This is a genomic window from Sunxiuqinia sp. A32 (assembly GCF_052690465.1).
This window is the reverse complement of record NZ_JBQYLI010000018.1, coordinates 18,969-44,872: the sequence shown is the minus strand read 5'-3', so window position 1 is coordinate 44,872 and position 25,904 is coordinate 18,969. Positions and strand designations below refer to the sequence as shown.

Genomic DNA, 25,904 nt, shown 5'->3' with positions numbered 1-25,904 from the left:
ATTATTTTGTGAAAATTCAAAATTACAATCTTTGATGAAAGAAACCACTTCAATTGGGTTATTACTATTTTAACTTTGGCAAAGGGCTTAACTTTTACTAAAAATGTTTTCCCAATAAAATGATAATGAATAGAATTATCTGCATTCATCATCAAGCCTCAATCCATTTTTGCCATTTTAATTAAAATCCATTAAGTCCAATAGGTCACCCTCCAATAACTTTTACGAACGATCAAAACTAAGCAGATAATCATATGCAAATTGTGGGATTTAATAATCACTTTAAAATTGTAACTTTGGGCACGATAAAAAATTAGCACATGATCAAATCGATGACTGGCTACGGAAAAGCCGAATTTGAAACGGGAAACAAGAAAATAACTCTCGAACTGAAATCACTCAATAGTAAGCAACTGGATATTAATTCAAGAATCCCTGCTCTGTACAGGGAAAAAGATATTGTAATCCGCAAAGTCCTTTCGGAAAAGTTAGTCCGCGGAAAAATGGATTTCTCACTTTACATTGAAAATCTCGGTATACAAAGTAATTCGGTTATCAACGAAAATATTGTTACTGATTATTTCAATCAACTGAGCAGAGTCCAAACGAACCTAGGATTACCAATCAATGAGGAAATCATGCAATCGATTTTACGATTGCCGGATGCTGTAAAAACAGTTTACGAAGAGTTGGATGAAAAAGAATGGCACACTATTTACAATAACTTTCTAAAGGTAGTTGAAGCTGTAGATCAGTTTCGTGTACAAGAAGGTATTGCTCTTGAAAAAGACATTCGAAATAACATCGCGGAAATTGAGCAACTGTTAACACAAGTTGAACCTTTTGAAAAGCAACGGATCGAAAATGTTAAAAATAAAATCCAGGACAGCCTAAAAGAATTTGACCTAAACGGCAACATGGATAAAAACCGTTTTGAACAGGAGCTTATTTACTATATGGAGAAATTGGATATCAACGAAGAAAAAGTTCGTTTATCTAATCACTGTACCTATTTTATGGAAACACTCGAAAGTGACAACTCTGTAGGGAAAAAGCTTGGCTTCATTGCTCAGGAAATCGGTAGGGAGATAAATACTCTTGGAAGCAAAGCAAACGAAAGCAATATTCAACGTATTGTTGTTCAAATGAAAGATGCGCTCGAACGTATCAAAGAGCAAATGTTGAACGTACTCTAAAACAAGGCAAAAGGAAAAAGGCAAAAGTGAAAAATTATGAAAAACGATTTGGCCAACAGACTTTTTCAATTTTCAGTAAAAACTATTGAGTTTTTGCGCACTTTACCTGTGAATCCGGAAAACAAAGTAATTAGATATCAACTCACAAAATCAGCAACTTCAAGTGGCGCTAATTACGAGGAAGCCCAAGCTGGTTCTTCAAAGGCTGATTTCATATATAAATTAGAGATCGCTTTAAAAGAAATGCGTGAAAGCAACTATTGGCTAAGGATTATTAATTCAATTCACAAAGTGAATCAAGTCAACAAAGAAGACCTCAGATTTTTAGTTGGTGAGTCCGAAGAGCTGATGAAAATTTTAGGAAGCATTGTGAAAAGAACAAAAGACAATTTGGTTACGAATTAAAACATTGAATTTTTACTTTTCACTTTTGAATTTTATAACAAATCATGAAAAAAGGTAAACTTATCATATTTTCAGCGCCGTCGGGAGCAGGTAAAACGACGGTGGTGAAGCATCTGCTAAAGCAAGATTTTGGTCTTGAATTTTCGATCTCAGCAACCAGCCGCCCACCACGCCACACCGAAACAAACGGAAAAGACTATTACTTCCTCTCAAATGAGGAATTTAAAAGCAAAATAGAAAATGATGAGTTTTTGGAGTGGGAAGAAGTCTATTCGGGCACATTCTATGGAACGTTAAAAGAAGAGGTTGAACGTATTCGAAATAAAGGCAATCATGTAATTTTTGATGTTGATGTAATAGGTGGAATTAATATCAAAAAATATTATGGGGCTGAAGCTCTAGCAGTCTTTATAAAACCTCCGTCAATACAGGAATTACGTAATCGTTTAGAAGGACGTTCTACAGATTCAGCAGAAGTAATTGATCGCAGGGTGGCAAAAGCGGAATATGAATTAACGTTTGCACCAAAATTTGACACCATTTTGGTCAGTCAGGATCTTCCTGTAACGCTTGGTAATGCAGAAAAATTAGTCACCGAATTTATCAATAGCTAAATCATGAAAGTCGGGCTGTATTTTGGCACATACAATCCAATTCACATCGGGCATCTGGCCATTGCAAATTATATGGTTGAATTCACAGATCTTGACCAAGTTTGGTTTGTAGTGAGTCCCCAAAGTCCGCACAAAATAAAAAGTAATTTGCTGGATGATTATCAAAGGCTGGAAATGGTGAACCTTGCCATTGAGGAAGATGTGCGGTTTCGGGCCTCCAACATCGAATTTAAGCTCCCCAAACCATCGTATACTGTTGACACACTTGCTTATTTGAAAGAAGATTTTCCGACTCATGAGTTTACGCTTATCATGGGATCCGATAATTTAAAATACTTGCACAAGTGGAAAAATCCAGAAGTTATCATTGAAAATTATAGGATACTGGTTTATCCCCGTCCCGATTTTATTAAAGAAAAGTATGAAGCTTCAAACTTTGTGAAAATCGTGGATGCACCGCTAATGGAAATATCTTCTTCATTTATTAGAAAAGCCATAAAGCAAGGAAAAGACATTCGCCATTTTATTCCGTCCAAAGCATGGAAATACCTCGATGAAATGAATTTCTACAAGTAGAAATTGGATGTTTCCTCTTCCCTATAAATTACAATTCTTTTAGTAAATAATTTGAACACATAGTGGCTCGTATCCGTTTCTTTTGGTATTAGCTACACCGAAGAATTTTCTATAACCTCAGCTTTAAAAAATTATGGGTAATTTTTACTGACTAGTAAGAATATTTAAATTGGATAAGAATGAGCGAGCCTTCAAATCTTTTTTCTCTGAATATTCCCGACACAAATAAGCCCCGAGTAGTTATCGTTGGTGGTGGCTTTGGCGGAATTCACTTATTACAAAAACTTAGTAAAAATGACTTTCAGGTGATTCTGTTGGATCGCTATAACTACCATACATTTCAACCACTTCTATATCAAGTGGCAACTGCCGGTCTTGAACCAGACTCTGTCGCAGGACCGTTGCGCAAAATCATGAAAAACCGAAAAAATATCTTTTTCAGAATGTTAAAGGTTAATGAGGTAGATCCGGAAAAAAAACTACTGTATACCTCCATCGGGTCTTTATCTTTCGATTTTTTAATTATCGCAACAGGAGCACAAATCAATTACTTCAATAATAAAAGCATTGCCAAACATGCGTTCCCAATAAAACAAGTTACTCATGCTCTTGACTTGAGAAGTCACATCTTCCAGGAATTTGAAAAATCGGAAATTATTACCGATGAGAATGAGAAGAAAAGATTGATGACTTTTGTGGTGGTTGGAGGTGGACCAACCGGTGTTGAAATTTGTGGTGCGTTGGCTGAATTGAAAAACAATGTTCTTCCTTCTGATTATCCGGAATTAAATCTCAGCGGAATGGAGATAATCCTCATTGAGGGTGAAGATCGATTACTACCTTCAATGTCAAAAGAATCTGCAGATAAAACCTTGAAGTATCTCACAAAAATGGGAGTACAGGTAAAATTGAATTGCCGGACAACTGAATACGATGGGAAAACAGCAAAATTGAACGATGGTACAAGTATTGAGACAGATTCACTGGTTTGGGCGGCAGGTGTTAAAGGGAACCTGATAAGTGGCTTTGATCAAACCAGTTTATTCAGAGGACAGCTAATGGTGAACGAGTTTAATCAGGTATTCAGAAATATAGAATCAAAAACACCTTATGAAAATATATTTGCAATTGGTGATGTTGCTCATATGCAGCAAAAAGGCTATCCGAGAGGATTGCCTGGAGTAGCTCAGGTTGCCATTCAACAGGGAAAACATCTGGCAGTAAACTTGTCCAGATTGGTGAAAAACGAAAACTTAAAGGCATTTCATTATAACGATAAAGGAGTTATGGCAACTATTGGCAGAAATAAAGCTGTTGCTGATTTACCCTTTAATATTCGATTAAGCGGCTTTACTGGTTGGTTTGTTTGGATTGTAGTTCACCTAATGTCATTGGTTGGGTTCAGAAACAAAGCAGTTGTTTTTGCAAACTGGATATGGAATTACATCACTTACGATCGTGGAATTCGGCTTATCCTCCGACCATCGACCAAACAAAATGATACCGTGAGTCGTGAAATGGCTCAGGAAATAATTGAAAACTAATACCAGTATTTTTTTCACATTTATTGAATCAATCTAAATTAGCTAAACACAAACAAACAAATTCAGATATTTGTATATTTGCATATCAAATAACTCCGAGTTCATTTCGCTAAGTGAAAATCATATGCCAAATGAACCGATGGGTTAAAATGGAAACGTTTTAGCCTCCCGATTTCCCGAATGCTCGGGAATGACTTTGGAAAGGAGATGGACGTGGATCTTTGATCAATTAGAATAGATTGTGCGTAATTCCCCTTTCCGGTTTAGGTTTGGGGAATTTTTATGAATAAAAGTTGGGAAAACATACTATTGATTGCAGGAACCAGGCGGAACGTTGGTAAAACAACGTTCACTTGTCAGCTTCTTGAAACGGTAAAAGACTTGTCTCCCATCGCAATAAAAACCACTCCGCACTTCCATGATGAAACTTCTGGATTAAAATTGTTATCAGAAAATCAAGGCTACCGATTGTTTGAAGAAACAAACCAGTCCACCAACAAGGACAGTTCGCTTTTTTTGCAGAGAGGAGCTCATCGGTCTTTCTACCTGCAAGCGAAAGACGAATATTTGGACGAGGGATTTATTGCACTTTTCCCTTACCTGGAGCCAGAAAAACCAATATTGATTGAGTCGGCAGCTTTGCATAAATACATGCAACCAGGATTATTTTTAGTTGTTTACATGGATAAAGATTTAGTGAAACCGTCAAGTGCAATCACCATGAAAATAGCTGATAAAACCATTCAATCGGACGGGAAAACATTTTCCCCTTCACCGTCTATTATCAAATTTGAAAAAAAATGGAGCATCCGGAAATGATAAATTTACAAGAAGCTTTGGATATTGCTTTTTCAAAAGCACATCCTACCAGCACTGAAAAAATTGATTTTCGGCAATCTGCCGGGAAAGTTCTTGCCAAGGATGTTTTTTCAGATATGAACATGCCTCCTTTCAACAAATCAGCGATGGATGGTTATGCCTGCAAAAAAGAGGATTTGGAAAAAGTACTTGATCTGTTGGAAATAATTCCTGCAGGGAAAGCTCCAACACAAACGATCCACTCAGGGCAATGTTCCAAAATCATGACGGGCGCCAAAGTTCCTGAGGGTGCTGACACTATTTTTATGGTGGAGCAAAGTGAAAAAATTGCCCCCAATAAAATCCGTTTCACAGGCAACAAAACCAACAGCAATATCTGCCTATTGGGCGAAGATTTACTGAAAGGTGATTTGGTGCTGCCTGCAGGAACGTTGTTAAAAGCTCAACACATTGCAATGCTGGCAGCTGTTGGATGTACTCAACCGGAACTATACATGCAACCGAAAGTTGGAATTATTTCAACTGGCTCCGAATTGGTTGAACCTGACACATTGCCACAAACCTCACAAATCCGAAATTCAAACGGCCATCAAATGGTTGTGCAAACCGAAAATTGTAATTGTCAGGCTGCTTATTACGGAATTGTAAAAGACGATGAACAAAGTACGTATGAAACAATTAAAAAATCCATTAAGGCAAATGATGTAACCTTAATTTCGGGTGGAGTTTCAGTCGGTGATTTTGACTATGTTCCTCTTGTCATTAAAAATCTCGATTTTGAAATCCTATTTAATAAGTTGACCGTAAAACCCGGCAAACACACCACTTTTGCCGTGAAAGAAAACAAATATATTATCGGGCTGCCAGGCAATCCGGTTTCCTCCTTCATACAGTTTGAGATATTTGTCAAACCCTTCCTATACAAGCTGATGGGATTTGATTGGAAGTCACCTTCCCTACCCCTTCCATTGGCTCAAAATTTCCAGCGACGGAAATCTGATCGGGAAGAATTTGTTCCTGTATCGATCAATGATCAAAACGAAGTGGTGTTGATTTCCTATCATGGGTCAGCACATATTCATGCCTATAATCAGTCATTTGGCTTCATGAATATTCCACAAGGCATCAATCAAATAAAGAAAGGTGAAACAGTCTATGTACGACCGCTTTAAAAGAAATATCAACTACCTGCGCATTTCGGTAACCGACCGATGTAACCTGCGATGCACCTATTGCATGCCTTCTGATGGGATCAAACTGATGCATCATGATGATATTTTAAGTTTCGAGGAAATAGAAGCTTTTACCAGACTAGCAGTTACCAATGGAATAAATAAAGTTCGGCTGACCGGCGGTGAACCATTGGTTCGTAAGGGAATAGTGGATTTAGTTGAAAAGTTGGCTGCTATCGAAGGGATCAAAGATTTATCTATGACAACCAATGGCATCTTACTCGATAAATATGCAACCGATTTGAAAAGTGCTGGATTAAACCGGGTAAACATCAGTTTGGATACAATAAATCCAGACCGATATTGCGAACTGACACGCAACGGAGATATTGACGAAGTCTTTAAAGGAATAAAGGCTGCTAAATCTGCAGGCTTCCATCCTATAAAAATAAATGCTGTATTAATGGGGGAACCCAATGACGAACTATTGAAATTGGAATCTTTCTGTCAAAAGAACCAATTAGACCTTCGGTTTATCCACCAGATGAATCTGCAAAATGGCGAATTCTCAAAAGTTGAAGGTGGCGAAGGTGGCAATTGTAGCCGTTGCAATCGAATTCGTTTATTGGCAAATGGGGATGTAAAACCATGTTTGTTTAGTGATCTGGCGTACAACATCCGAAAATTGGGACCGGAAAAGGCATTGAATATTGCCATAGGGAATAAACCCCGCACTGGCACTTTCAACCGATCTGGCGAGTTTTATAACATCGGAGGCTAATTGATGGATTGATTGACGGAAGAATTGATTGACGGAATTACTGAAGGATTGAATTATTGAATAAAATTTGGAACTATATAAGATGAAAAAGCTAACACATATTGATGATTCAGGAAGTGCAAAAATGGTGGATGTTGGAAGTAAAACAACTCAACAAAGAACCGCAACTGCCGAAGGTTTTATTCGTCTCAACACTGATACCATCCAGCTGATTCGCGAAAACCAAATAAAAAAAGGCGACGTTTTAACTGTTGCCGAAATCGCAGGAATACAAGCAGCTAAAAAAACCAGCGAACTCATTCCTCTCTGTCATCAATTGCAGTTAACCAAAGTAAGCGTCAATTGCGAGTTAAAAGATGATGGAGTTTTGGCTATCTGCACCTCAAAATGCATTGGGCAAACCGGGGTGGAAATGGAAGCACTTACCGGAGTGCAAGTGGCCTTGCTAACCATTTACGACATGTGTAAAGCTGTTGATAAAACAATGGTAATGGAGAACATCCGGTTAATCAACAAAACTAAAAACGACCTTTAAAAGCGAAGTGTATGAATGCTAAAGTCAGTGTACTTTCTGTTAATGTCTCTGAGAAAAAGGGAACGATAAAAAAGCCTGTTGATCAAATTGATCTCACTGAAATTGGTGTGGTGGGTGATGCCCATTCGGGAAACTGGCACCGTCAGGTCAGCTTATTAGCGAACGAAAGCATTGAGAAATTCTCTGAAGAGGCAGGCAGAAAAATCAAATTTGGAGAGTTTGCTGAAAATATCACAACTGAAGGGCTGCTGCTTCACGAAACCAAACCGCTTGACCGTTTTATTGGCGACCATATTGAGCTGGAAGTTACCCAGATTGGTAAAAAATGCCACGGTGATAATTGCAGTATTTTTCGAGAAGTAGGGAACTGCGTGATGCCCAAAGAAGGCATTTTTGCACGAGTCGTTAAACATGGGAGACTGAAAAGTGGCGACTCACTCATCTATCACCCCCGAATAATCAAGGTGATGATTATTACATTAAGCGATCGGGCAAGCCGTGGGGAATATGCTGATAAAAGTGGCCCTCAAATCAAAAACCTGGCAAAAAAACATTTCGATAATATTAAACGCCCTGTTGAATTTGAGCAGATTCTAATTGCTGATGATGGCGAACACCTGAAAGCTCTTATTGAAAAGGCAACAGCCGAACAAGTGGATGTCATTATTACCACAGGCAGCACTGGAATTGGCCCTCGTGACCTTGCCCCGGAAACAGTAAAACCACTGCTTGACAAAGAAATCCCGGGAATCATGGAGTTAATTCGTGTAAAATACGGGATGGAAAAACCAGCTGCTTTATTAAGCCGGGGAATTGCAGGATTGAAAAATCAAACACTCATTTACACCCTCCCCGGCAGCGTGAAAGCAGTTACCGAATATTGCAACGAAATCCTCCCAACAATCGAACACTCCCTCTATATGATTTATGGAATTGATAGCCACTAAAAATAGCTATCACCTTTTAACTGCTAAGGAATCACTTCCTTCGACATACTTACAAGTACTTGATATTTGTAGCCTTTTGATCATTGAAGACTGTAAATTAATCATTTTATATCGTTTTGCTTTTTCGTAACTTATTTAGGCTCCTTTTCTCTCTCCAATAACCACTGGTTATTTATGCTCATTTTGAGAAAACTAAAAAACTACAGTTATGAAAAAACTTACAATCTTTCTAACGCTGGCCTTCCTGACCTCTATTACTTTCTCCCAAACTAAAAACGGGACAATTTATTCGGAACACAACACCATTGAAAAAACAAAAAATATGTGGAATGCTTTTGTAAAGGGGGATAAGGATACATATTTAAGTTTTTTTGCTGACTCGCTTATGCGCGGAGCCAATGGGGATTATAATAAGATCCCAAACGAACGTCTGAACGGTACCTTTGAATGGTGGAACAAGGAATTTGAAAACCTCGAAATCAAAGATGACAAACCTGCATCTCCCGATGCTTTAGAGTACAAGGAGGGCGGACTTTGGGTTCAGGACTGGCTAAGAATTACAGCTACCCACATCAAAACAGGCATCATTGTGGATCTACAGATGCACAACCTTTATCGTTTTAATGATGATGGAAAAATTAACTTCATGCACTCCTACTTTAACAACAACATTTTTGAAGAAATTCAGAACAGTCAAACAACCAGGCGAAATGGTGATGTGTATATCAATCATCCATTAATTTCCACTGTTCGCAAAATGATGAACGATATTTACTACAAAAAGGATGTTGAAGCGTGGGCAAGTTACTTTACCGAAAAAGCCCGCTTTATGAACACAACCATGCCTGTTGGAAAGTCATTGGGACTGGAAGAAATGAAAGAGGAAGTGACCAAATTCGTTTCCGGGGATGTAAAATTTAAGCTGGAACAAAACGGATATCCCGATTGCATTCACTATGAAGAAGGAGATATTTGGTCGGTCTATTCGTGGTGGGTGTTAACAAGATGGGAAAACGAAGAAAAAATCCAAATCCCTATGATGGCGACTCACTATTTCGATGAAGACGGTAAAATAACCAACTCATTTGTCTATTACAGCACCAACCATTTTGAAAAATAAAGCCTAAGCCTCGCTATATCTCAAGGCAGTTATATTGTATAGCTGCCTTTTCATTCTTGGTTTTTGCTTTCCAATGCATTTACAATTTTTCGAAGTCGCGCTACTTCAAAATAACTTAAAGCTAGGCTGGAAACGATCCCAACCCATAAAATTTGAATGCCATACGGGTAATGTTGAAGTCTGAAAAGTGCTCCCTGTAAAATTAAAGATGAAGAAATACTTAATAATACTTTCATCATTTTAGTGATTTGATTTGAATCATAGTTTATTTCTTTTAATCGATTATTATATAACTATCAATCATCCGCTAAGCCGAAAAACGGCTAATCAGGTAATATTTGCTTTTTTGTGCTCAATATTGTTCCAGATTCCATATCAACAATTAATTCGGAATTATTGGAATCTCCGCTTACCTGATTAAAAATTAAATATCTGTTCTGTACAATTCGATCTATCACGTTTTTGTCTTGTTGAAGCTAAATATCTTTAAATAAAATTTCAGATTTTATTTCTGTTTTATAATTACCACAAGAAGCAAGTAGCATGTTATAGTAATCGTCCTGATCCAAGTCAAGGAAGTAGTATTTTCCTTTGAAATATATTGAATCTGATTTGTAAAAATGAACAGTCTTAATGTTATTCAAATTCTTAATATCATAGCAAAAAAGGCCAAAGTCAAGTGCGTTTGCCAACAAGTATTTACTATTATCGATAAATTTATATGCACAAAAAACTCCACTTTGTCCGTCTTGAGCATATCCTCGTTTAGTAGCCTTGAATTTTTTGATAATTTGATTTGAATTGCAATCAAGAACGAAAAATTGATGACGTCCCGCAATTATAGCGACATTTCGTTTCCCTAAACTCGTTGCTCCGAATTTATAAGGGTCATATTCTTTTTCCAACACAATCTCATCTAAAACACGGTTCTTCAAATCTTTGACAATTAAATATTGGGATTCTCCTGGTTGCTCTTGGGTCAATACGAATGTCTTGTTGTCGAGAATCAAAGAAGTATCATCCATGCTCTGACAAAAAGAATTTAAACATAGAAGTGAAGTTATTATTGTTACAATCAATTTCATTTATATACAACTCAAGATGAAGTTTACATAGTTTACGATGTCTTTTTGAAATCGTACATTGTCCTTATTATCTTAATTTCAATGTCTGCTTTGGAGAATTTATCCGGTTCAGAAATTAAGTTTACAAGTTAACAAATTAAACTTAACCATTTTTTATGTATCTGTTGATTATCCACTAAGCCGATTACCGGCTAAGCGGATAGCAAAATTTATTGCAAGGGCAGTTTTTATTAATGCCTTTGAGACTCTGACAGGCAGTCGAGGCCAAACAAAAAAATGGCATCCTTCAAAATGAAAGATGCCATTTATATATAGTGATATTTATTACTCCTTAGTCAAGACTCGCATCTCGCAAATCTTTTATAAACTCTTAATCTCGTTAACCAAATTTTGCAGGCTGTCTTTAGCATTTCCGAACAACAAACGTGTTTTCTCACCAAAGAACAATTCGTTTTCAATTCCGGCATAACCTTTACCACGACCACGTTTCATAACGATGATGTTTTTCGCTTCGAAAGCCTTAATGATTGGCATTCCGGCAATCGGGCTTGAAGGATCGGTAATCGCTGCAGGGTTTACCACATCGTTTGCTCCAATTACAACCACAACATCGGTATTTGGCATATCCGGATTGATTGTTTCCATTTCAACCAACTGGTTGTAAGGAACATCAGCCTCAGCCAACAACACATTCATATGGCCAGGCATACGTCCGGCAACCGGGTGAATGGCATAACGCACATTAACTCCTTTTGAAGAAAGCAAGGTATCCAGTTCGTGGCAAACATGCTGTGCCTGTGCAACCGCTAATCCATAACCGGGAACAATTACGACGCTTTGTGAATAGCTCAACAAGATTGAGGCATCACTCAGGTTGATTTCTTTCATCACCCCTTGGTCACCATCTCCGGCCGCAGCACCACCACCGCCGAAAGCACCAATAATCACATTAAGTAATGAACGGTTCATTGCTTTACACATCAGCACGGTCAATATTGTTCCGGCAGCACCTACTAAGATACCACCCAAAATCATTGCCTGGTTGTGATAAATGAAACCAGCCATCGCAGCAGCAATACCCGTAAAACTGTTTAGCAATGAAATAACAACTGGCATATCCGCACCACCAATCGGCATTACAAACATAACCCCGTACAATAGTGATAGTGCCATTAATAAATAAATTGCCCAACTCAGTTCTTCAGGTGTATGACCTGAAAGCATCATATAAACAGCCAATCCAAAAGTTCCGGTCATTAGCAACAAGTTGACATATTTCGCCATTCCTGACCGAATATCCCCCACTTTACCATCCAATTTACCGTATGCAATCATACTTCCACTAAATGCCACCGCACCAATGATCATCCCAAGTAATGTCACCAAAACCGATCCCCAGTTGCTCATGTCAGCATTTGGGAACTCGAGTAAAGCAACCAACATAGAGGCAGCACCACCAGTTGCATTGTAAAATGAAACCAACTGTGGCATGGCGGTCATCTTAATTTTGCGGGCAATGATCCAACCCACAGCAGATCCCACACCAATTGCGGCAAGAATGATCCACACATTAGCCATAGGAATACCGCCTCCTGCATCATTCTTATGCAATAACAACGTTGTAATCATTCCTAATACCATACCACCGCCGGCTAAGAAATTACCACGGCGTGCAGTTTCCGGATGGCTCAATAATTTCAATCCATAAACAAAAAGTAAAGCTGCTATTAGGTAGCTGAGCTCTAACAAGGTTTCCCCCATTGTGAAGGGCATTCCGTTTAATGTTCCAATAACTTTATCCATCATGTCCTCCTATTTTTTCTTCTTTTTAAACATTTCGAGCATGCGGTCAGTAACCACAAAACCACCGACTACATTGAGGGTCCCAAAGATGACAGCTAAAACTCCAAGAATCATTTCGAGTGAAATGCGTGAGGCATCAGCATGTCCAACCAGGATTATTCCACCGATAATAATAACACCACTAATCGCATTCGCACCAGACATTAGCGGAGTATGTAAAACGGAAGGTACATTGGATATAACTTCAATGCCCAGAAAAATAGACAGGGCAATGATAAATATGGCTTCTTTATACGTAAAGAAAAACTGAAGTATTTGTTCCATGATGCTTATTCGATTACAGATTTAACACGTTCATTCAACACCTCTCCCTGATGGGTTATACAAGTACCTTTGACGATATCATCCTCAAAATTAAGGTTCAGGCTTCCATCTTCAGCAATCATCAACTCAAGGAAATTGATTACGTTTTTGCCAAACATTTTGCTGGCATCTTTAGGCATTTGAGCAGGATAATTAGATTGACCAATAATAGTCACACCTTCTTTCACAACCGTTTTATTGTCTTCGCTCAATTCACAGTTACCACCAGTTGATGAAGCCAGATCAATAATGACTGATCCATCCTGCATGCTGGCAACTACTTCTTTTGAAATTAGCAGAGGAGCTTTTCTTCCAGGAATTTGTGCAGTACAAATTACAACATTCGATTTTGCAGCATGTGCATTAATCGCTTCCTGCTGTTTCTTTTTATATTCTTCGGTTTGCTCAACAGCATAACCACCGGCAGCAGCATCTTCTTTGGCACCTTCTACTTCTACAAAGCGAGCACCCAAGCTCATTACTTCTTCTTTAACTGCAGAGCGAACATCAAAAGCTTCCACCTGCGCACCCAATTTACGGGCAATGGCAATCGCTTGCAATCCGGCTACACCTGCACCCAAAACCAAAACATTTGCCGGACGAATAGTACCAGCAGCAGTCATAAACATGGGGAAAAAGGTTGGTAAATGCGAAGCTGCATCCAACACGGCTTTATAACCAGCAACTGTTGCCATTGATGAAAGTACGTCCATTGCCTGTGCACGGGTTGTACGCGGAATGGAATCCATACTGAAACTGGTAATTCCTTTTTCCTGAAATTTCTTCACCAGCTCTTTGTTCCACAAAGGTTTGTACTCACTTAACCATACTTGTTCTGCTTTTAGCTGTCCAAGTAATTTTTCGTCTGGTTCGGAAATTTGAACCAACAAGTCGGCCTTTTGCAGCACCTGCTCTCGCGGTATCGCCTGCGCCCCGGCCTGGGTATAGCTTTCATCCGTTGCAAAAGCTGCTTCACCGGCTCCTTTTTCAATCAACACCTCGACTTTTTTATCTACCAGGTGTTTGACATGCTCCGGTAAAAGTGCAGCCCGTCTCTCGGGAAGCTCTTCCTTTAGAAGTCCAATAATCATAGGATGTAATATTTAGATTGATGAATTTGTATCATATGGACCAATCCATTTTTGTTTTGGCGAAGATAAATACTTTAATGGTCTTAGAAAAAAAAAACACTGTTAACGCACACGGACGTGTTGTAAAGAATGTTTTGAAGCTCCTATAAATCATAAAACAAATTGTTTTTCAATAAATTACTTAAATACAATGATTTTTCACACCCCTTCTGGATTTCAACAAAGATGGTCTACTTTCAATAAATTGTGGAAAACTAATTCTAAAAAATATGTCCAAGCTCACAGAAGAAAATATCTTTGCACTTCACTTAAAAATAGAACTATGCAAACCTGGTTTGAGGTCAAAGTAAAATATGTAAAAGTCGATCAGGATGGTCGCGAACGTAAAGTTGGAGAAGTTTACCTGGTAGATGCCGTTTCGTTTACCGATGCTGAAGCACGCATTATTGAACAGATGCAGCAAATGATTCGTGGGGAGTTCCATATCGATAATATCAAAAAATCGAATATCATTGAAATCTACCCACATGATAATGGAGAATTTTGGTACAAAGCAAAAATCAGCATCGTAACGATTGACGAAAAAGCTGGCAAGGAAAAGAAAATCAATAACTACTTCCTGGTTGCTGCTGATGACTTTAAAGAAGCTTTCACCCGTTTGGAAGAAGGCTTGTCTTATATTTTAGTACCCTATCACACAACGGCAATGGCATTGAGTACCATCGTTGATGTTTTCCCTTATTTCAAGGATGACGCACAAGAAGAACTTCCTCCTCATTTAAAAAGAATTGAGCCGGAAGATGAACCACAAGTTGAAGAAGAAGAGAAAGAAGAAGGTCAACCCGTAGAAGAATAATTGCAATTCTATCTATATACAAAAATCCCGGGGTTCTTACTCCCGGGATTTTCTATTTTAATTTAATATTGGTGTTGGTTTTCGTAGATTAATCATCACCCTGAAAAAACAAAACTGATCTCTTTTAAGTGGATCAAACATGTAATAGGCAGTTGCCACCCTGCAAATGTCTTTTATAATCGTAAATATCTCCTGAACTTCCTTCTTTCCCTCTTTTGTTAATAGAGTTGAATGATTGATCAGATCAAAACAAGATTGAAACTCTTTTATTTGATCAGCATAACTACAAATTCGGTCAATCAGCATTTCTGAAATTGAACTACCAATTAGTTTATTAATGATTTCTTGCGACAAATTCTTTTTAAACGCTTGCAGCAACATATAAAGACTATGCGTATCTCCGTTTTTTGCATCGCTGAAATAGGTATTGTAGCCCAATTTCTCAAATACTGTTTTTTGAAATTTCTTATCCTCTTTAAAATCGACCCGAACTAACGCCCGAACCACGCTTACATCTTTTAACGAAGCAAACATGATCTCGTGAACATGTTGTTGCTTACTGGTGTGCGAACAAAAAGACTCGGAAAGCAGATGAGTTGCTTTTGCCGCAATGATTCGGGCATGAAGATTGCTGGCAAAATCAACATTCCAATCTTCGCGCACCAATGATAATTCGAAAATGTTTTCATAAAAAGTTTGTGCAATTTTTTGGCAAGCTAAAATAGTTGCATTAGCCGTTGAACACGATTTTTTGGTTTCCATAGGAGCTGATTTTGAATTTTATAAACTTGAAGATGAATAAAAAGTTACGACATATAGAGTGGAATAAAAATGTCTAATATCCTTATTTTCAAAATCATGTTGTAAAATACATAATCATTTATCAATTAAACACAGCAATCACATTCCAAACATATGCTTATTTAATCACAACACTACTAAAAAATGGACAAAAGCTACTAATCTGCCAACTGATGTTTGCTCTTTAGGGGGAAATACAATAGTACCTGTCAATAATTTATGCAAACAATGCTAGTCGATTATTATATGTATATAAGTTTAAATCCATAATCCCGTCAACAACGTTGATTTTTACTAATTTTATGGTCTGATTTAATAACCAGAACCCGAAAATTCACAGAATGAAAAATATTATTATAGCAAGCATTCTATTACTAGCAATATCAACAATTAGTTTTGCTCAAGAAAGATACCTCGAGGAAATCACTGATTCAGTTCTCGTTGAAACTTATATATACGCACAAAAAGATAGCCACGAGTTAAAGTTGGACATCTACACACCAGCGTTTGATTCAGAATTCTCCAGACCTGTTTATTTATATGCACACGGTGGAGGTTTTTCCGGAGGTAACAGAAATGACAAAGGTATCCAAGCATTTTGTAAGAAGATAGCAATGCGTGGATATGTGGCTGTTTCTATTAGCTACCGCTTAACACGAAAAGGAAAACCTTCAGGGTTCAGCTGTGATTGCCCAAGCTATGAGAAATTAAAAACGTTTGATGCTGCTGTGGAAGATTTGCAGGATGCAACCTACTTTCTAATTCAGCAACGAGAAGCTTTGGGAATTGATCCTCAAAAAATAATTGTCTCTGGAAGTAGTGCTGGTGCCGAAATGGTTCTTAATGCGGCATACGAACCACCTTATTGCTACGGATTGGACTCTGGCCCGGTTGCTTATGCAGGAGTTGTTGCCATGGCAGGTGCCATCCCAAACCTTTTAAAAATTTATGACGAATCGGCCATTCCGTCTATGTTTTTTCACGGGACTTGTGATAATCTGGTTCCCTATGGAAGTGCTCCTCATCATTACTGCACCGAGGGAGATGATGGTTATTTAATTTTGAACGGTTCCTATGCGATTGCCGAAAGACTTCGCCAACTTGGCAAACCTTATTGGCTGCACTCCACATGTGGAGGAGACCACGGGCTTGCTGGCTACCCAATGGATCACTACTTCGATGAAATTATGGAATTCTGTTCCCAGTTTGTATTAAACGGAAGTAAAGATCAAATACATACTATTGTTCCGGGAGAGCATTCTTGCGAATATCCGGAATTTAACTTTTGTGACGAAATAGAAGAAATACCAGAAATTGAGACTTCAAATTAGAAATAACCAAATATTCAACCTGTGAAAAAATTACTAATCATTCTTATGCTAACAAACCTGCTCATAGAAAATGGTACCACCCAAAATGTCAGGTTGATTACTTATAACATCCGCTATGATAACCCGATGGATGGCGAAAATAACTGGAACAATAGAAAAGAAGATGTAGTCGCATTACTCAAATTTCACCAGGTTGATGTTTTTGGATTGCAGGAAGCTCTGTATAACCAGGTCACATACATTGAAGATCAAATGCCGAGCTTCGACCGCGTGGGTGTAGGCCGCGATAATGGGAAAGCTGCAGGTGAATATTCACCAATCTTCTACAATTCACGAAAATATCAACTGAAATCACATGGTTGGTTTTGGCTCTCCACTTCACCAAACGTTCCAAGTAAAAGCTGGGATGCTGCCCTACCCCGAATCTGCACCTATGTATTGCTTGAAGACTATGACAAGCACCATTCTTTTTGGGTATTCAACACACATTTTGATCATATTGGAGAACTTGCAAGAGATGAATCTGCACGTTTGATCCTATATCAAATTGAAACGCTAAATGAAAAAGGATTTCCGGTTTTCCTGATGGGAGACTTCAATTTAACGCCAGAAACAAAACCGATTGCACGAATTGAGAAAGCTTTCTTCGATTCTAAAAAGTCCACACTTAGCCCAGCTTATGGCCCGGAAGGTACTTTCAATGGTTTTGATTTTAACAGTCCGCTGGATCAACGAATTGACTATATTTTTGTACAGGGCAAATCATCTGTTCTGGAATATGGCGTGCTAACTGACTCCAAGAACAATCGCTATCCATCTGATCATCTTCCAGTTTTGGTAGAGGCTACTTTGCGTTAATAATAATCTGAACAACTTTCGCTTCGGCATTGCGAAGCAATGGCTGAACATTTTCTAATTCCTTTTGTCATAATGAAAATGGAAGTAGATTTTATCATAAGTGGTCAAGGTCTCGCTGGTACTTTATTAGCCTGGGAACTGGCAAATCGAGGTAAAACGTTTATCATTTTTGATGATCCCAATCAAGCAAAAGCTTCAGAAGTTGCTGCAGGTCTAGTTAATCCAGTAGTGTTTAGAAGAATGACGAAAAGCTGGCTGATCGATGAACTATACCCAATATTAATCGACACTTATACACGGCTTGAGAATCAATTCAAAACGCAGTTCTTTTATCCTTTAGCCATCAAAAAAATTCTGGGTGAAGGTGAAGCTGATTTCTGGAAAAGCAAAACAGTTGAAAATCAACTCCACGAATACATCCGTGTTGGAATTGACTTTTTTCCACATGCATTCATACGTTCACCTCATGGAATTGGAGAAGTGGTAAAAAGTGGAAGAGTTAATTTGAGCAAATTGATTGCCAAATTAAAGCAGGAGTTTAAAACTAAAAGTCAACTCCGTTCAGAAAAAATTGACTACCAAAAATTGGTTTTAGAGAATGAAAAAGTAAGTTACAATGGAATTAAAGCCAGGAAAATCATTTTCTGTGATGGTCACAGGGAATCGGAAAATCCATTTTTCACCCAATTAAATTTTCGTCATACCAAAGGGGAAGTTCTGCGCATAAAACCTAAAAGTTATCGGTCTAATTTCATTTTGAACAAAGCCATGTTTCTAATGCCCGAGGGCGATGGAATTTATAGGCTTGGAGCTACTTACAATTGGAAGGACACTTCAGAAAAAATTTCGAAACAGGCACGAATTGAACTTCAAAGAAAACTGGCAGCAATATTCACAGATGAGTATACAATCATTGATCATCAAACTGGCATTCGGCCAACTTCGCATGATCGGAGACCAATTGTTGGCATTCATCCCCAACATGAGCAGCTCGGTATTTTTAATGGCTTGGGCTCAAAGGGGACGATGTTGGCACCGTATTTTGCCAGGCAATTGGCCGATAATTTGTGCCACGGGACACCCATTCATCCGAAAGCTGACATTAATCGATATTACTAGTCAAAGCACCATTCCTTGACACACATGAAACAAATTGGAGAAACCATTATATATTTATCTAACCTTATCTGGGGAACACCATTGCTTATTTTGCTTTTGGGTGGTGGGCTGTATTTTCTACTTCTTTCCCGTTTGGCCCCGATCAAATACATTGGGCATGCAATTCAGATTCTCAGGGGTAAATATGATGATCCAAACGAGGAAGGCCAATTAAGACATTATCAGGCTTTATCGACCGCACTTGCCGGAACCATCGGAATGGGAAACGTCAGTGGTGTTGCAGTTGCCATCACCATGGGAGGACCGGGAGCAATTTTCTGGATGTGGATTTCTGCATTACTAGGAGTTTCCACCAAATTCTTCACCTGTTCACTGGCGGTCATGTACCGTGGACGAGACAGCGCAGGGCAAATACAAGGAGGCCCCATGTATGTAATCACTGAAGGTCTCGGGAAAAAGTGGAAACCCATGGCTTATTTCTTTTCCATCGTCGCAATGATCGGAGTGCTACCATTATTTCAATCCAATCAGCTCACTCAAATTATACGGGATTCCATTTTAGTTCCCAACGGATTTTCCGGGAATTTCACTGGTGATTTAATTATTGGGATAGTAATTGCTTTTATCGTTGGACTGGTTATAATAGGAGGAGTAAAACGTCTTGGGAAAGTGACCGGAAAGATGGTTCCATTTATGGCAGTTATTTATATCATCTCTGTCCTCTTTATCCTGTTTTCAAATTCAAGTGAAATTATTCCAGCTTTCAAATTAATCTTCACAGATGCCTTTACCGCTCAGTCTGTTCTAGGAGGTTCGCTTGGCGCAATTATCATTACAGGAGTCAGACGTGCAGCATTCTCCAACGAAGCGGGAATGGGAACAGCTCCCATGGCTCATGGAGCTGCAAAAACGAACGAGCCAATACGTGAAGGGTTGGTTGCCATGCTTGGACCAATCATTGATACCATAATCATTTGCACCATGACAGCCCTGGCAATTCTTGTAACAGGTGTTTGGAAAAATACGGATGCCGATGGAATTACCCTTACGGCAAATGCTTTCGATAAAGCAATTCCGGTCTTTGGGCACTACATTTTAATTGTTTGTGTGACTTTTTTTGCACTTTCAACCATGTTTTCATTCCCTTATTACGGAAGTAAATGTTTAAGCTTCGTAGCAGGAGCCCATCGCCAACATTATTACCTCTATTTTGTAGTTATACTGGTTGTTATCGGTGCAGTATCACAGCTTCGTGTCGTAGTAAGCTTTTTTGATTTTGCCTTTGCGTTTATGGCTTTTCCCACGATGATCAGTGCCTTGCTACTTTCCGGGAAAGTTAAAAAAGCCGCTCAAGTATATTTCAAATCATTGAACGACAAAAAGAAATAATAGAAATTCCAGAATAAATTCTCATTTTTTCACAACTCGTTTTGCGAAATGGTTGTTATCTTAATAACTCTATAATCTTAAAAATCAACTATTATGAAGTACTACATTGCAAAAACACTGAATGCAGATTTTGAAACAGCCATTACAAAAACTAAAGAAGCATTAAGCACAGAAGGTTTCGGTGTGCTTTCAGAAATTGATATTCACTCCAAGCTAAAAGAGAAACTGGATGTTGATTTCAGAAAATATCGGATTTTGGGTGCTTGTAATCCACCTCTTGCTTATAAAGCCCTGCAAAAAGAAGATAAAATTGGAACCATGCTCCCATGTAATGTTATTGTGCAGGAATTGGAAGAAGGAAAAACAGAGGTTGCAGCAATTGACCCAATAGCTTCGATGAAAGCAATTGAAAGTGATGGAGTTGAAGAATTAGCAGGAGAAGTTAAAAAGAAATTGGAACGAGTAATCGCCGCTTTATAAAAAAGAACCCCGGAAATTCCGGGGTTTTCTATTCTTATTTCAAGCCTCTTTTCATTAATAAATATTCTGGCGATGGATCTTTCCCACGGAACGCCCTATATACGTTCATTCCTTCATCGGAACCAGATTTTGCCAGCAAAATTCTGAATTTAGCAGCCAATTCAGGATTGAAAATATCTCCCGATTCCTTGAATGCAGCAAAAGCATCGGAATCCAAAACGCCGGCCCATATATAAACATAGTAACCCGCCGAGTACCCACCGGAGAAAATATGTGCGAAATACGTACTTCGGTAGCGAGGAATGATTTCATCAATCAATCCAATTCGGTCCATTGATGTTTTTTCAAACGCCAATACATCGCCATTAAACTCTTTTGAGTGCCAATCCATATCCAGGACCGAAGCAGCCAAATACTCAACGGTCGCAAATCCCTGATTGAAATGTCCACTTTTTACAATCTTATCAACCAACTCATCAGGTATTACTTCACCAGATTTATAATGTTTGGCATATATTTTCATTACTTCAGGCTCTGCAGCCCAGTTTTCCATAATTTGTGATGGAAGCTCAACAAAGTCGCGTGGTACATTTCCTGCTGTACGGCGATAAGGCCCATCCGTAAACAATCCATGCAACGCATGACCAAACTCGTGGAAAAGTGTAGAAACCTCATCAAATGTTAATAAAGCCGGTGAATCACCACTTGGTCTTGTAAAGTTGCAAACAATAGACGTAATTGGATGCTGTACTTTTTTGCCATCTTCATATTCCTGATCGCGGAACCCAGTATTCCATGCGCCTACCCGTTTTCCATCACGAGGATGAAAATCCATATACAAAACTCCAACATGTGAGCCATCGGCTTCCTTAACTTCCCATACCTCAACTTCAGGATGATAGACGGGAATATCATCACGTCTTTCGAACTGAATTCCATATAACTTAGTAGCTACATAAAACACGCCATTTCGAACGTTATCCAAACTAAAATACGGACGAATTTCTTCTTCATCAAGGTTGTACTTTTCTTTACGAAGTTTCTCTGCATAGTACCACCAGTCCCAGGATGCCAATTCAAATTTACCACCTTCCCGGTCAATGATTGCCTGCATTTCATCACGCTCCATTTTAGATCGTTGTAAAGCAGGCTCCCATAGTTTATAAAGGAAATCATATACATTCTCCGGGGTTTTCGCCATGTTATTGTCGATGATATATGCCGCATGGTTCTTAAAGCCCAGCAGTTCTGCCTTTTCCTGACGCAACTCAACCATATTTGCCAGGATATCTTTGTTATCATTGTCGTTATTGTTATTCCCACGCATGAAATAACCGCGATATATTTTCTCTCTCAAATCACGATTCTTCGCGTACTGCAGAAAAGGAATCATACTAGGCTTTTGCAGAGTGAAAACCCACTTTCCTTCCAAATCCGCTTTTTTTGCTTCATCAGCGGCGGCAGCAATCGCTCCGTCTGGAAGGCCAGCTAAATCGTCTTCCTTATCAATCACCAATCGAAAATTCTTGTTGGTTTCTGCCAGTAAATTTTCACCAAATTGCAAACGCAACGTTGAAAGTTGCTGATTCAGAGCTCGCAGCTTTTCTTGTCCGGCTTCATCCAAATTGGCTCCATTTCGTTCAAAATCTTTATAGAATTTTTCAACCAACCGAAGTTGTTCATGATCCAACCCAAGATCAGCACGTTGTTCGTAAACGGCTTTTACCCGCTCAAATAATCCTTTGTTTAACATGATATTATCCTCATGAGCCGTGATCATAGGCGAAATCTCACGAGCCAACTCCTGCATATCCGCATTGGTATTGGCAGAATTCAAATTACTAAACACATTATCAACTCGATCCAACATTTTCCCAGATTGGTCAAAGGCTAATATCGTATTCTCAAAGGTTGGTTTATCTCCGTTTTCAACAATAGCATTGATTTCTGCATCATGTTGTTTTATCCCTTCTTCTATTGCCGGAAGATAGTGTTCCAACTTAATCTCATCAAAAGGTGGGACCTGGAACGGTGTGTTATACGTCTCAAAAAATGGATTTTCCATAGCTTGCTTTGTTTCTTTTGTAATATTACAGGCAACCAGCGCCATTAGCAAAAGAACAAAAATAGGATTTCGTTTCTTCATTATAGTTGATTTTCAGTATTTAAAATTGCGTGATAAAAATAACAATAACCGAATTGTCTTTTTATGATGGAAGTTAGGATTTTAGCATAAAACATCTGCCTGTAGATATACCTATTCCCCCTACTGTCCTATAAAAATTTGCAATAGATGTTTATTCCTTAATGAAATTTATATGCAGAATAATTCGCAATTAGGGTACTGATAACATGAATTCAACCAAACAGTTTTCAGTAAATACGATTAGTCGGATGGGAATCCGCTTAGCATTAAATTGGCTCCTCGTTCTTATCAGGTTCGTGATGAACAATGGCTTCATAAATACGGGTAGGTACGGGTGGACATCCTTTTACATAGATTCCTTTGTCTTTCATATGCCGGGTACAATTGCCAACAAATACAGATCCGTCCATCGCTTTTTCAATGCCTTTTCCAATGGCAATATGGAATTTGCCATCACACAATGCATATTGGCTCATATCTTCCCCAAAACGTTTTAAAAACATCATTAAGGTTGACAGGCACGAACTGCATGAATCCACATCCTGAACTTCGATTCCCGGAAACTCCACGGATATTTTTGTTGGTGGCTTTTGGTATTGAGTAATATACTCGTCATAATTGGCAGGAAGAACCTCATAATCTTCCACCTTAATGGGCATTTTGTTCCGCTCAGAAATAATCTTCAAATGAGGAACTTCTTCGGCATCGTATCCCATTAACCGACAAGCCATCACATCAGCCCCCATCGGATCAAACGAAGCAATTGCAAAGTTTGAATTAACAGGATTACCTCCCGACGGCCCTAATCCTTCCATTCCAAGAAAACCGTCAACCACAGTCATATCCGGTGTTAATATGGATGCCAAATCAGAAATAGCAGAGTCCAGTGTTTTCTCCGGATATACCTTTTTCAAATACTCCAATTGATGGTAACGTACTTTCTCATGACGGTACAAACAACCTTTCAAATTTTTAATACCAAGCGTAACACCGGTATGCATATGGGTTTTGGTTACAGGCACCGATATCAACACATCAAAATCATATACCTGCTGACAAACTTTGGTCTCCGTTAAAATTCTTGGATGAGGAATGTTCTTTACAATGGGAGGTTTCGAATTAAAATCAATCAATTCAACTCCATAACGAGCTGCCATTTCGGTAAAACCAGCTCGTTTAAAAGCTTCAAAAACATCAACCCCAACAATGGGACTTTCACCAATGGCAATGGTTTCAACACCAATTTCATTCAAGGTTTCAATAATGGCAGCAACCGCCTCCGGATGGGTATTGTACCCCGATTCAGGTGGCGCAATACGTCCAACGTTTGGTTTAATTAAAATGCGCTTGTCTTTTAAAGGAGATAAATCTAACTGCTTCAGTGCGTTAATAACATTTAGAAAAGGTCCTTCCTTGCCTGCAATACTTACAATTGGTTTCGAAATCATGCGGCGAAGATATCAATCCTCAAGTTTTGACGCAATATAAATTACGATCTGAAAGCATACTCAAAGAAGTTTTAAATCGCACAAAAAACCTCTCACATTTACGTAAGAGGTTTTCGGGATTTAAGAAAACTAATTTATGTGTCGCGTTTACAAAATACTATTGATGAGCAATAGGATCCGGATTGTTATCTGGATCACCATTAACAGTTCCAGAAGTTGAGACAGTTCCCAATAAAGCGATTCCTGCCACGTGTGGAGCTGCCATTGAAGTTCCGCTTAAAGTACGGTATCCTCCATCTTTATATGTTGATTTAACACTAACTCCGGGCGCGCAAAAATCAATCGGTGGATTTCCATAATTAGAGAAATATGCATAATCATCAGAACTATCCATTGCAGAAACCGTGTAAACTTTGGGTCCATTTGTCCTTGCCGGAGAATGATTATTGGCATCATCAGACTCGTTTCCAGCAGCCAACACGAAAATCACTCCGCTATTGTTGCTTGCATTAACCACAGCATCATCCAAATCACTATAGGGAGGTCCACCAAGGCTCATATTAGCCACATCACCATTTGAACCATGAGCAGCAACCCAGTCAACACCAGCAATTACACCAGAATAACTCCCACTACCTCGAGAACTTAGTACTTTCACCGGAACGACCGTCGCTCCTGCAGCAACACCAACAACTCCTAAATTATTATCTTTGGCTGCTATTGTCCCAGACACATGCGAACCATGTCCATTACCATCATCAAACGAAGCATCTTTCCCTTTTGAAAAGGCTGAAAAGCCCAAACTTGCATCTACGTTCAAATCTTCATGGTCCAGATCAATACCTGTATCAATAATCCAGGCCCGCTTACCTATTCCATCACTTGCTCCTCCAACCCGGGTTATTCCCCAGGGCGTTTCCTGTGCTGAAGTTACTGGTGCAGGATCGGTTGTATTTCCATTTCCTGGTTTTTCCTTTTTTGGTGGTGGTGCCAGTCTAATTATTTTATCTTCATGAATGGACTTTACCGATTGGTCAGCTAATAATTTCTTTGCCTGCCCGGGTGGCAGCTTCACTGAAAAACCGATAATCGAATTGGAATAAAAATAGCCAAGTTCGGCATCCAAGTTATTCCTTTTCAATAAACCCAGCGCCAACCCTTTAATTTCTTTATTTTTCGATTGATAATCTTTAAGCCCCCTTAACGACTGAATAGCGAGTTCATCCTTCAACTGTACGATGTATGACACTTTTCCAATTGAGGCAGATTTTAACACCAAATCAGACTCGAAAGTTTCCTCTTCCATCACCGGTGACTGGCATGAACTCACAGAAAAAACTGCGATAATTAAAGCTGCCACACTTTTCCACAGTATATATTTCTTTTTCATAGCTAAAGTTTTTATTAAGATTTATTCTTAATAAC

The 25,904-nt window shown here is 38.7% G+C and carries 26 protein-coding genes and 1 riboswitch; of the genes, 17 read left to right on the top strand and 9 right to left on the bottom strand.

Going from position 1 to position 25,904, the window contains the following annotated elements:
- Nucleotides 1-320: 320 nt before the first annotated feature.
- From ACUNWD_RS16720 to ACUNWD_RS16670, 11 genes are all read left to right on the top strand, one after another.
- Nucleotides 321-1,196 carry a YicC/YloC family endoribonuclease gene (locus tag ACUNWD_RS16720; RefSeq protein ID WP_445588989.1) on the top strand — a complete coding sequence of 292 codons (876 nt, stop codon included), beginning with the start codon at nt 321-323 and terminating at the stop codon, nt 1,194-1,196.
- Between the two features lie 36 nt (nt 1,197-1,232).
- On the top strand, nt 1,233-1,601 hold the full coding sequence (locus ACUNWD_RS16715; RefSeq protein ID WP_445588988.1) for a four helix bundle protein: 369 nt from the start codon (nt 1,233-1,235) through the stop codon (nt 1,599-1,601).
- Between the two features lie 44 nt (nt 1,602-1,645).
- Entirely contained in the window at nt 1,646-2,215 is a 570-nt protein-coding gene (gene gmk / locus ACUNWD_RS16710) for a guanylate kinase (protein ID WP_445588987.1), read from the top strand.
- Nucleotides 2,216-2,218: 3 nt separating this feature from the next.
- Complete coding sequence (nadD, locus tag ACUNWD_RS16705; protein WP_445588986.1) at nt 2,219-2,791, top strand: nicotinate (nicotinamide) nucleotide adenylyltransferase; 573 nt, start codon at nt 2,219-2,221, stop codon at nt 2,789-2,791.
- A 179-nt stretch (nt 2,792-2,970) separates the two neighbouring features.
- Nucleotides 2,971-4,335: an NAD(P)/FAD-dependent oxidoreductase gene (locus ACUNWD_RS16700; protein WP_445588985.1), complete on the top strand. Its 1,365-nt coding sequence runs from the start codon at nt 2,971-2,973 to the stop codon at nt 4,333-4,335.
- Between the two features lie 81 nt (nt 4,336-4,416).
- A riboswitch (molybdenum cofactor riboswitch) is annotated at nt 4,417-4,558 on the top strand.
- A gap of 59 nt (nt 4,559-4,617) precedes the next feature.
- Nucleotides 4,618-5,154: a hypothetical protein gene (locus tag ACUNWD_RS16695; RefSeq protein WP_445588984.1), complete on the top strand. Its 537-nt coding sequence runs from the start codon at nt 4,618-4,620 to the stop codon at nt 5,152-5,154.
- The gene (locus tag ACUNWD_RS16690; RefSeq protein ID WP_445588983.1) at nt 5,136-6,326 is read left to right on the top strand and encodes a molybdopterin molybdotransferase MoeA; all 1,191 of its coding nucleotides are present in this window, start codon (nt 5,136-5,138) and stop codon (nt 6,324-6,326) included. The genes ACUNWD_RS16695 and ACUNWD_RS16690 overlap by 19 nt, the downstream gene beginning before the upstream one ends.
- Nucleotides 6,298-7,107 (top strand): GTP 3',8-cyclase MoaA, encoded by an 810-nt coding sequence (locus ACUNWD_RS16685; RefSeq protein WP_445588982.1) that lies wholly within the window; start codon nt 6,298-6,300, stop codon nt 7,105-7,107. The genes ACUNWD_RS16690 and ACUNWD_RS16685 overlap by 29 nt, the downstream gene beginning before the upstream one ends.
- 82 nt (nt 7,108-7,189) lie before the next feature.
- Nucleotides 7,190-7,642, top strand: coding sequence for a cyclic pyranopterin monophosphate synthase MoaC (moaC, locus tag ACUNWD_RS16680; RefSeq protein ID WP_445588981.1), 453 nt, complete (start codon nt 7,190-7,192; stop codon nt 7,640-7,642).
- An 11-nt stretch (nt 7,643-7,653) separates the two neighbouring features.
- Nucleotides 7,654-8,589, top strand: coding sequence for a molybdenum cofactor synthesis domain-containing protein (locus ACUNWD_RS16675; RefSeq protein ID WP_445588980.1), 936 nt, complete (start codon nt 7,654-7,656; stop codon nt 8,587-8,589).
- Nucleotides 8,590-8,797: 208 nt separating this feature from the next.
- Nucleotides 8,798-9,709, top strand: coding sequence for a nuclear transport factor 2 family protein (locus ACUNWD_RS16670; protein WP_445588979.1), 912 nt, complete (start codon nt 8,798-8,800; stop codon nt 9,707-9,709).
- 50 nt (nt 9,710-9,759) lie between these two features.
- Here ACUNWD_RS16670 and ACUNWD_RS16665 read toward each other — a convergent pair whose 3' ends face one another.
- The 5 genes from ACUNWD_RS16665 to ACUNWD_RS16645 form a co-directional block, all read right to left on the bottom strand.
- A complete protein-coding gene (locus ACUNWD_RS16665) occupies nt 9,760-9,948 on the bottom strand; it encodes a hypothetical protein (protein ID WP_445588978.1) in 189 nt (62 codons plus the stop codon).
- 237 nt (nt 9,949-10,185) lie between these two features.
- A complete protein-coding gene (locus ACUNWD_RS16660; RefSeq protein WP_445588977.1) occupies nt 10,186-10,734 on the bottom strand; it encodes a hypothetical protein in 549 nt (182 codons plus the stop codon).
- A gap of 420 nt (nt 10,735-11,154) precedes the next feature.
- On the bottom strand, nt 11,155-12,600 hold the full coding sequence (locus ACUNWD_RS16655) for an NAD(P)(+) transhydrogenase (Re/Si-specific) subunit beta (protein WP_445588976.1): 1,446 nt from the start codon (nt 12,598-12,600) through the stop codon (nt 11,155-11,157).
- 6 nt (nt 12,601-12,606) lie between these two features.
- On the bottom strand, nt 12,607-12,921 hold the full coding sequence (locus ACUNWD_RS16650; protein WP_445588975.1) for an NAD(P) transhydrogenase subunit alpha: 315 nt from the start codon (nt 12,919-12,921) through the stop codon (nt 12,607-12,609).
- A gap of 5 nt (nt 12,922-12,926) precedes the next feature.
- On the bottom strand, nt 12,927-14,051 hold the full coding sequence (locus ACUNWD_RS16645) for a Re/Si-specific NAD(P)(+) transhydrogenase subunit alpha (protein WP_445588974.1): 1,125 nt from the start codon (nt 14,049-14,051) through the stop codon (nt 12,927-12,929).
- 322 nt (nt 14,052-14,373) lie between these two features.
- Here ACUNWD_RS16645 and ACUNWD_RS16640 point away from each other — a divergent pair, with 322 nt between their 5' ends.
- Nucleotides 14,374-14,907, top strand: a complete 534-nt coding sequence (locus tag ACUNWD_RS16640; protein WP_445588973.1) for a DUF4494 domain-containing protein — start codon at nt 14,374-14,376, stop codon at nt 14,905-14,907.
- Between the two features lie 57 nt (nt 14,908-14,964).
- Here the strand turns inward: ACUNWD_RS16640 and ACUNWD_RS16635 are convergent, their stop codons facing one another.
- Nucleotides 14,965-15,669 (bottom strand): hypothetical protein, encoded by a 705-nt coding sequence (locus ACUNWD_RS16635; RefSeq protein WP_445588972.1) that lies wholly within the window; start codon nt 15,667-15,669, stop codon nt 14,965-14,967.
- A 380-nt stretch (nt 15,670-16,049) separates the two neighbouring features.
- On the opposite strand from ACUNWD_RS16635, the gene ACUNWD_RS16630 reads away from it, so the two are divergent.
- The 5 genes from ACUNWD_RS16630 to ACUNWD_RS16610 all read left to right on the top strand — a co-directional run bounded on the left by ACUNWD_RS16630 (nt 16,050) and on the right by ACUNWD_RS16610 (nt 20,885).
- Nucleotides 16,050-17,039, top strand: a complete 990-nt coding sequence (locus ACUNWD_RS16630) for an alpha/beta hydrolase (protein ID WP_445588971.1) — start codon at nt 16,050-16,052, stop codon at nt 17,037-17,039.
- Nucleotides 17,040-17,060: 21 nt separating this feature from the next.
- Nucleotides 17,061-17,897: an endonuclease/exonuclease/phosphatase family protein gene (locus tag ACUNWD_RS16625; RefSeq protein ID WP_445588970.1), complete on the top strand. Its 837-nt coding sequence runs from the start codon at nt 17,061-17,063 to the stop codon at nt 17,895-17,897.
- A 72-nt stretch (nt 17,898-17,969) separates the two neighbouring features.
- Complete coding sequence (locus tag ACUNWD_RS16620) at nt 17,970-19,016, top strand: NAD(P)/FAD-dependent oxidoreductase (protein ID WP_445588969.1); 1,047 nt, start codon at nt 17,970-17,972, stop codon at nt 19,014-19,016.
- 24 nt (nt 19,017-19,040) lie between these two features.
- Nucleotides 19,041-20,405, top strand: a complete 1,365-nt coding sequence (locus tag ACUNWD_RS16615) for an alanine/glycine:cation symporter family protein (RefSeq protein WP_445588968.1) — start codon at nt 19,041-19,043, stop codon at nt 20,403-20,405.
- Nucleotides 20,406-20,498: 93 nt separating this feature from the next.
- Nucleotides 20,499-20,885, top strand: coding sequence for a DUF302 domain-containing protein (locus ACUNWD_RS16610; RefSeq protein WP_445588967.1), 387 nt, complete (start codon nt 20,499-20,501; stop codon nt 20,883-20,885).
- 34 nt (nt 20,886-20,919) lie between these two features.
- Here the strand turns inward: ACUNWD_RS16610 and ACUNWD_RS16605 are convergent, their stop codons facing one another.
- From ACUNWD_RS16605 to ACUNWD_RS16595, 3 genes are all read right to left on the bottom strand, one after another.
- A complete protein-coding gene (locus ACUNWD_RS16605) occupies nt 20,920-23,031 on the bottom strand; it encodes a M3 family metallopeptidase (RefSeq protein ID WP_445588966.1) in 2,112 nt (703 codons plus the stop codon).
- 266 nt (nt 23,032-23,297) lie between these two features.
- Entirely contained in the window at nt 23,298-24,479 is a 1,182-nt protein-coding gene (locus tag ACUNWD_RS16600) for a DUF362 domain-containing protein (RefSeq protein WP_445588965.1), read from the bottom strand.
- Between the two features lie 157 nt (nt 24,480-24,636).
- On the bottom strand, nt 24,637-25,869 hold the full coding sequence (locus ACUNWD_RS16595) for a S8 family peptidase (protein ID WP_445588964.1): 1,233 nt from the start codon (nt 25,867-25,869) through the stop codon (nt 24,637-24,639).
- Nucleotides 25,870-25,904 lie beyond the last annotated feature (35 nt).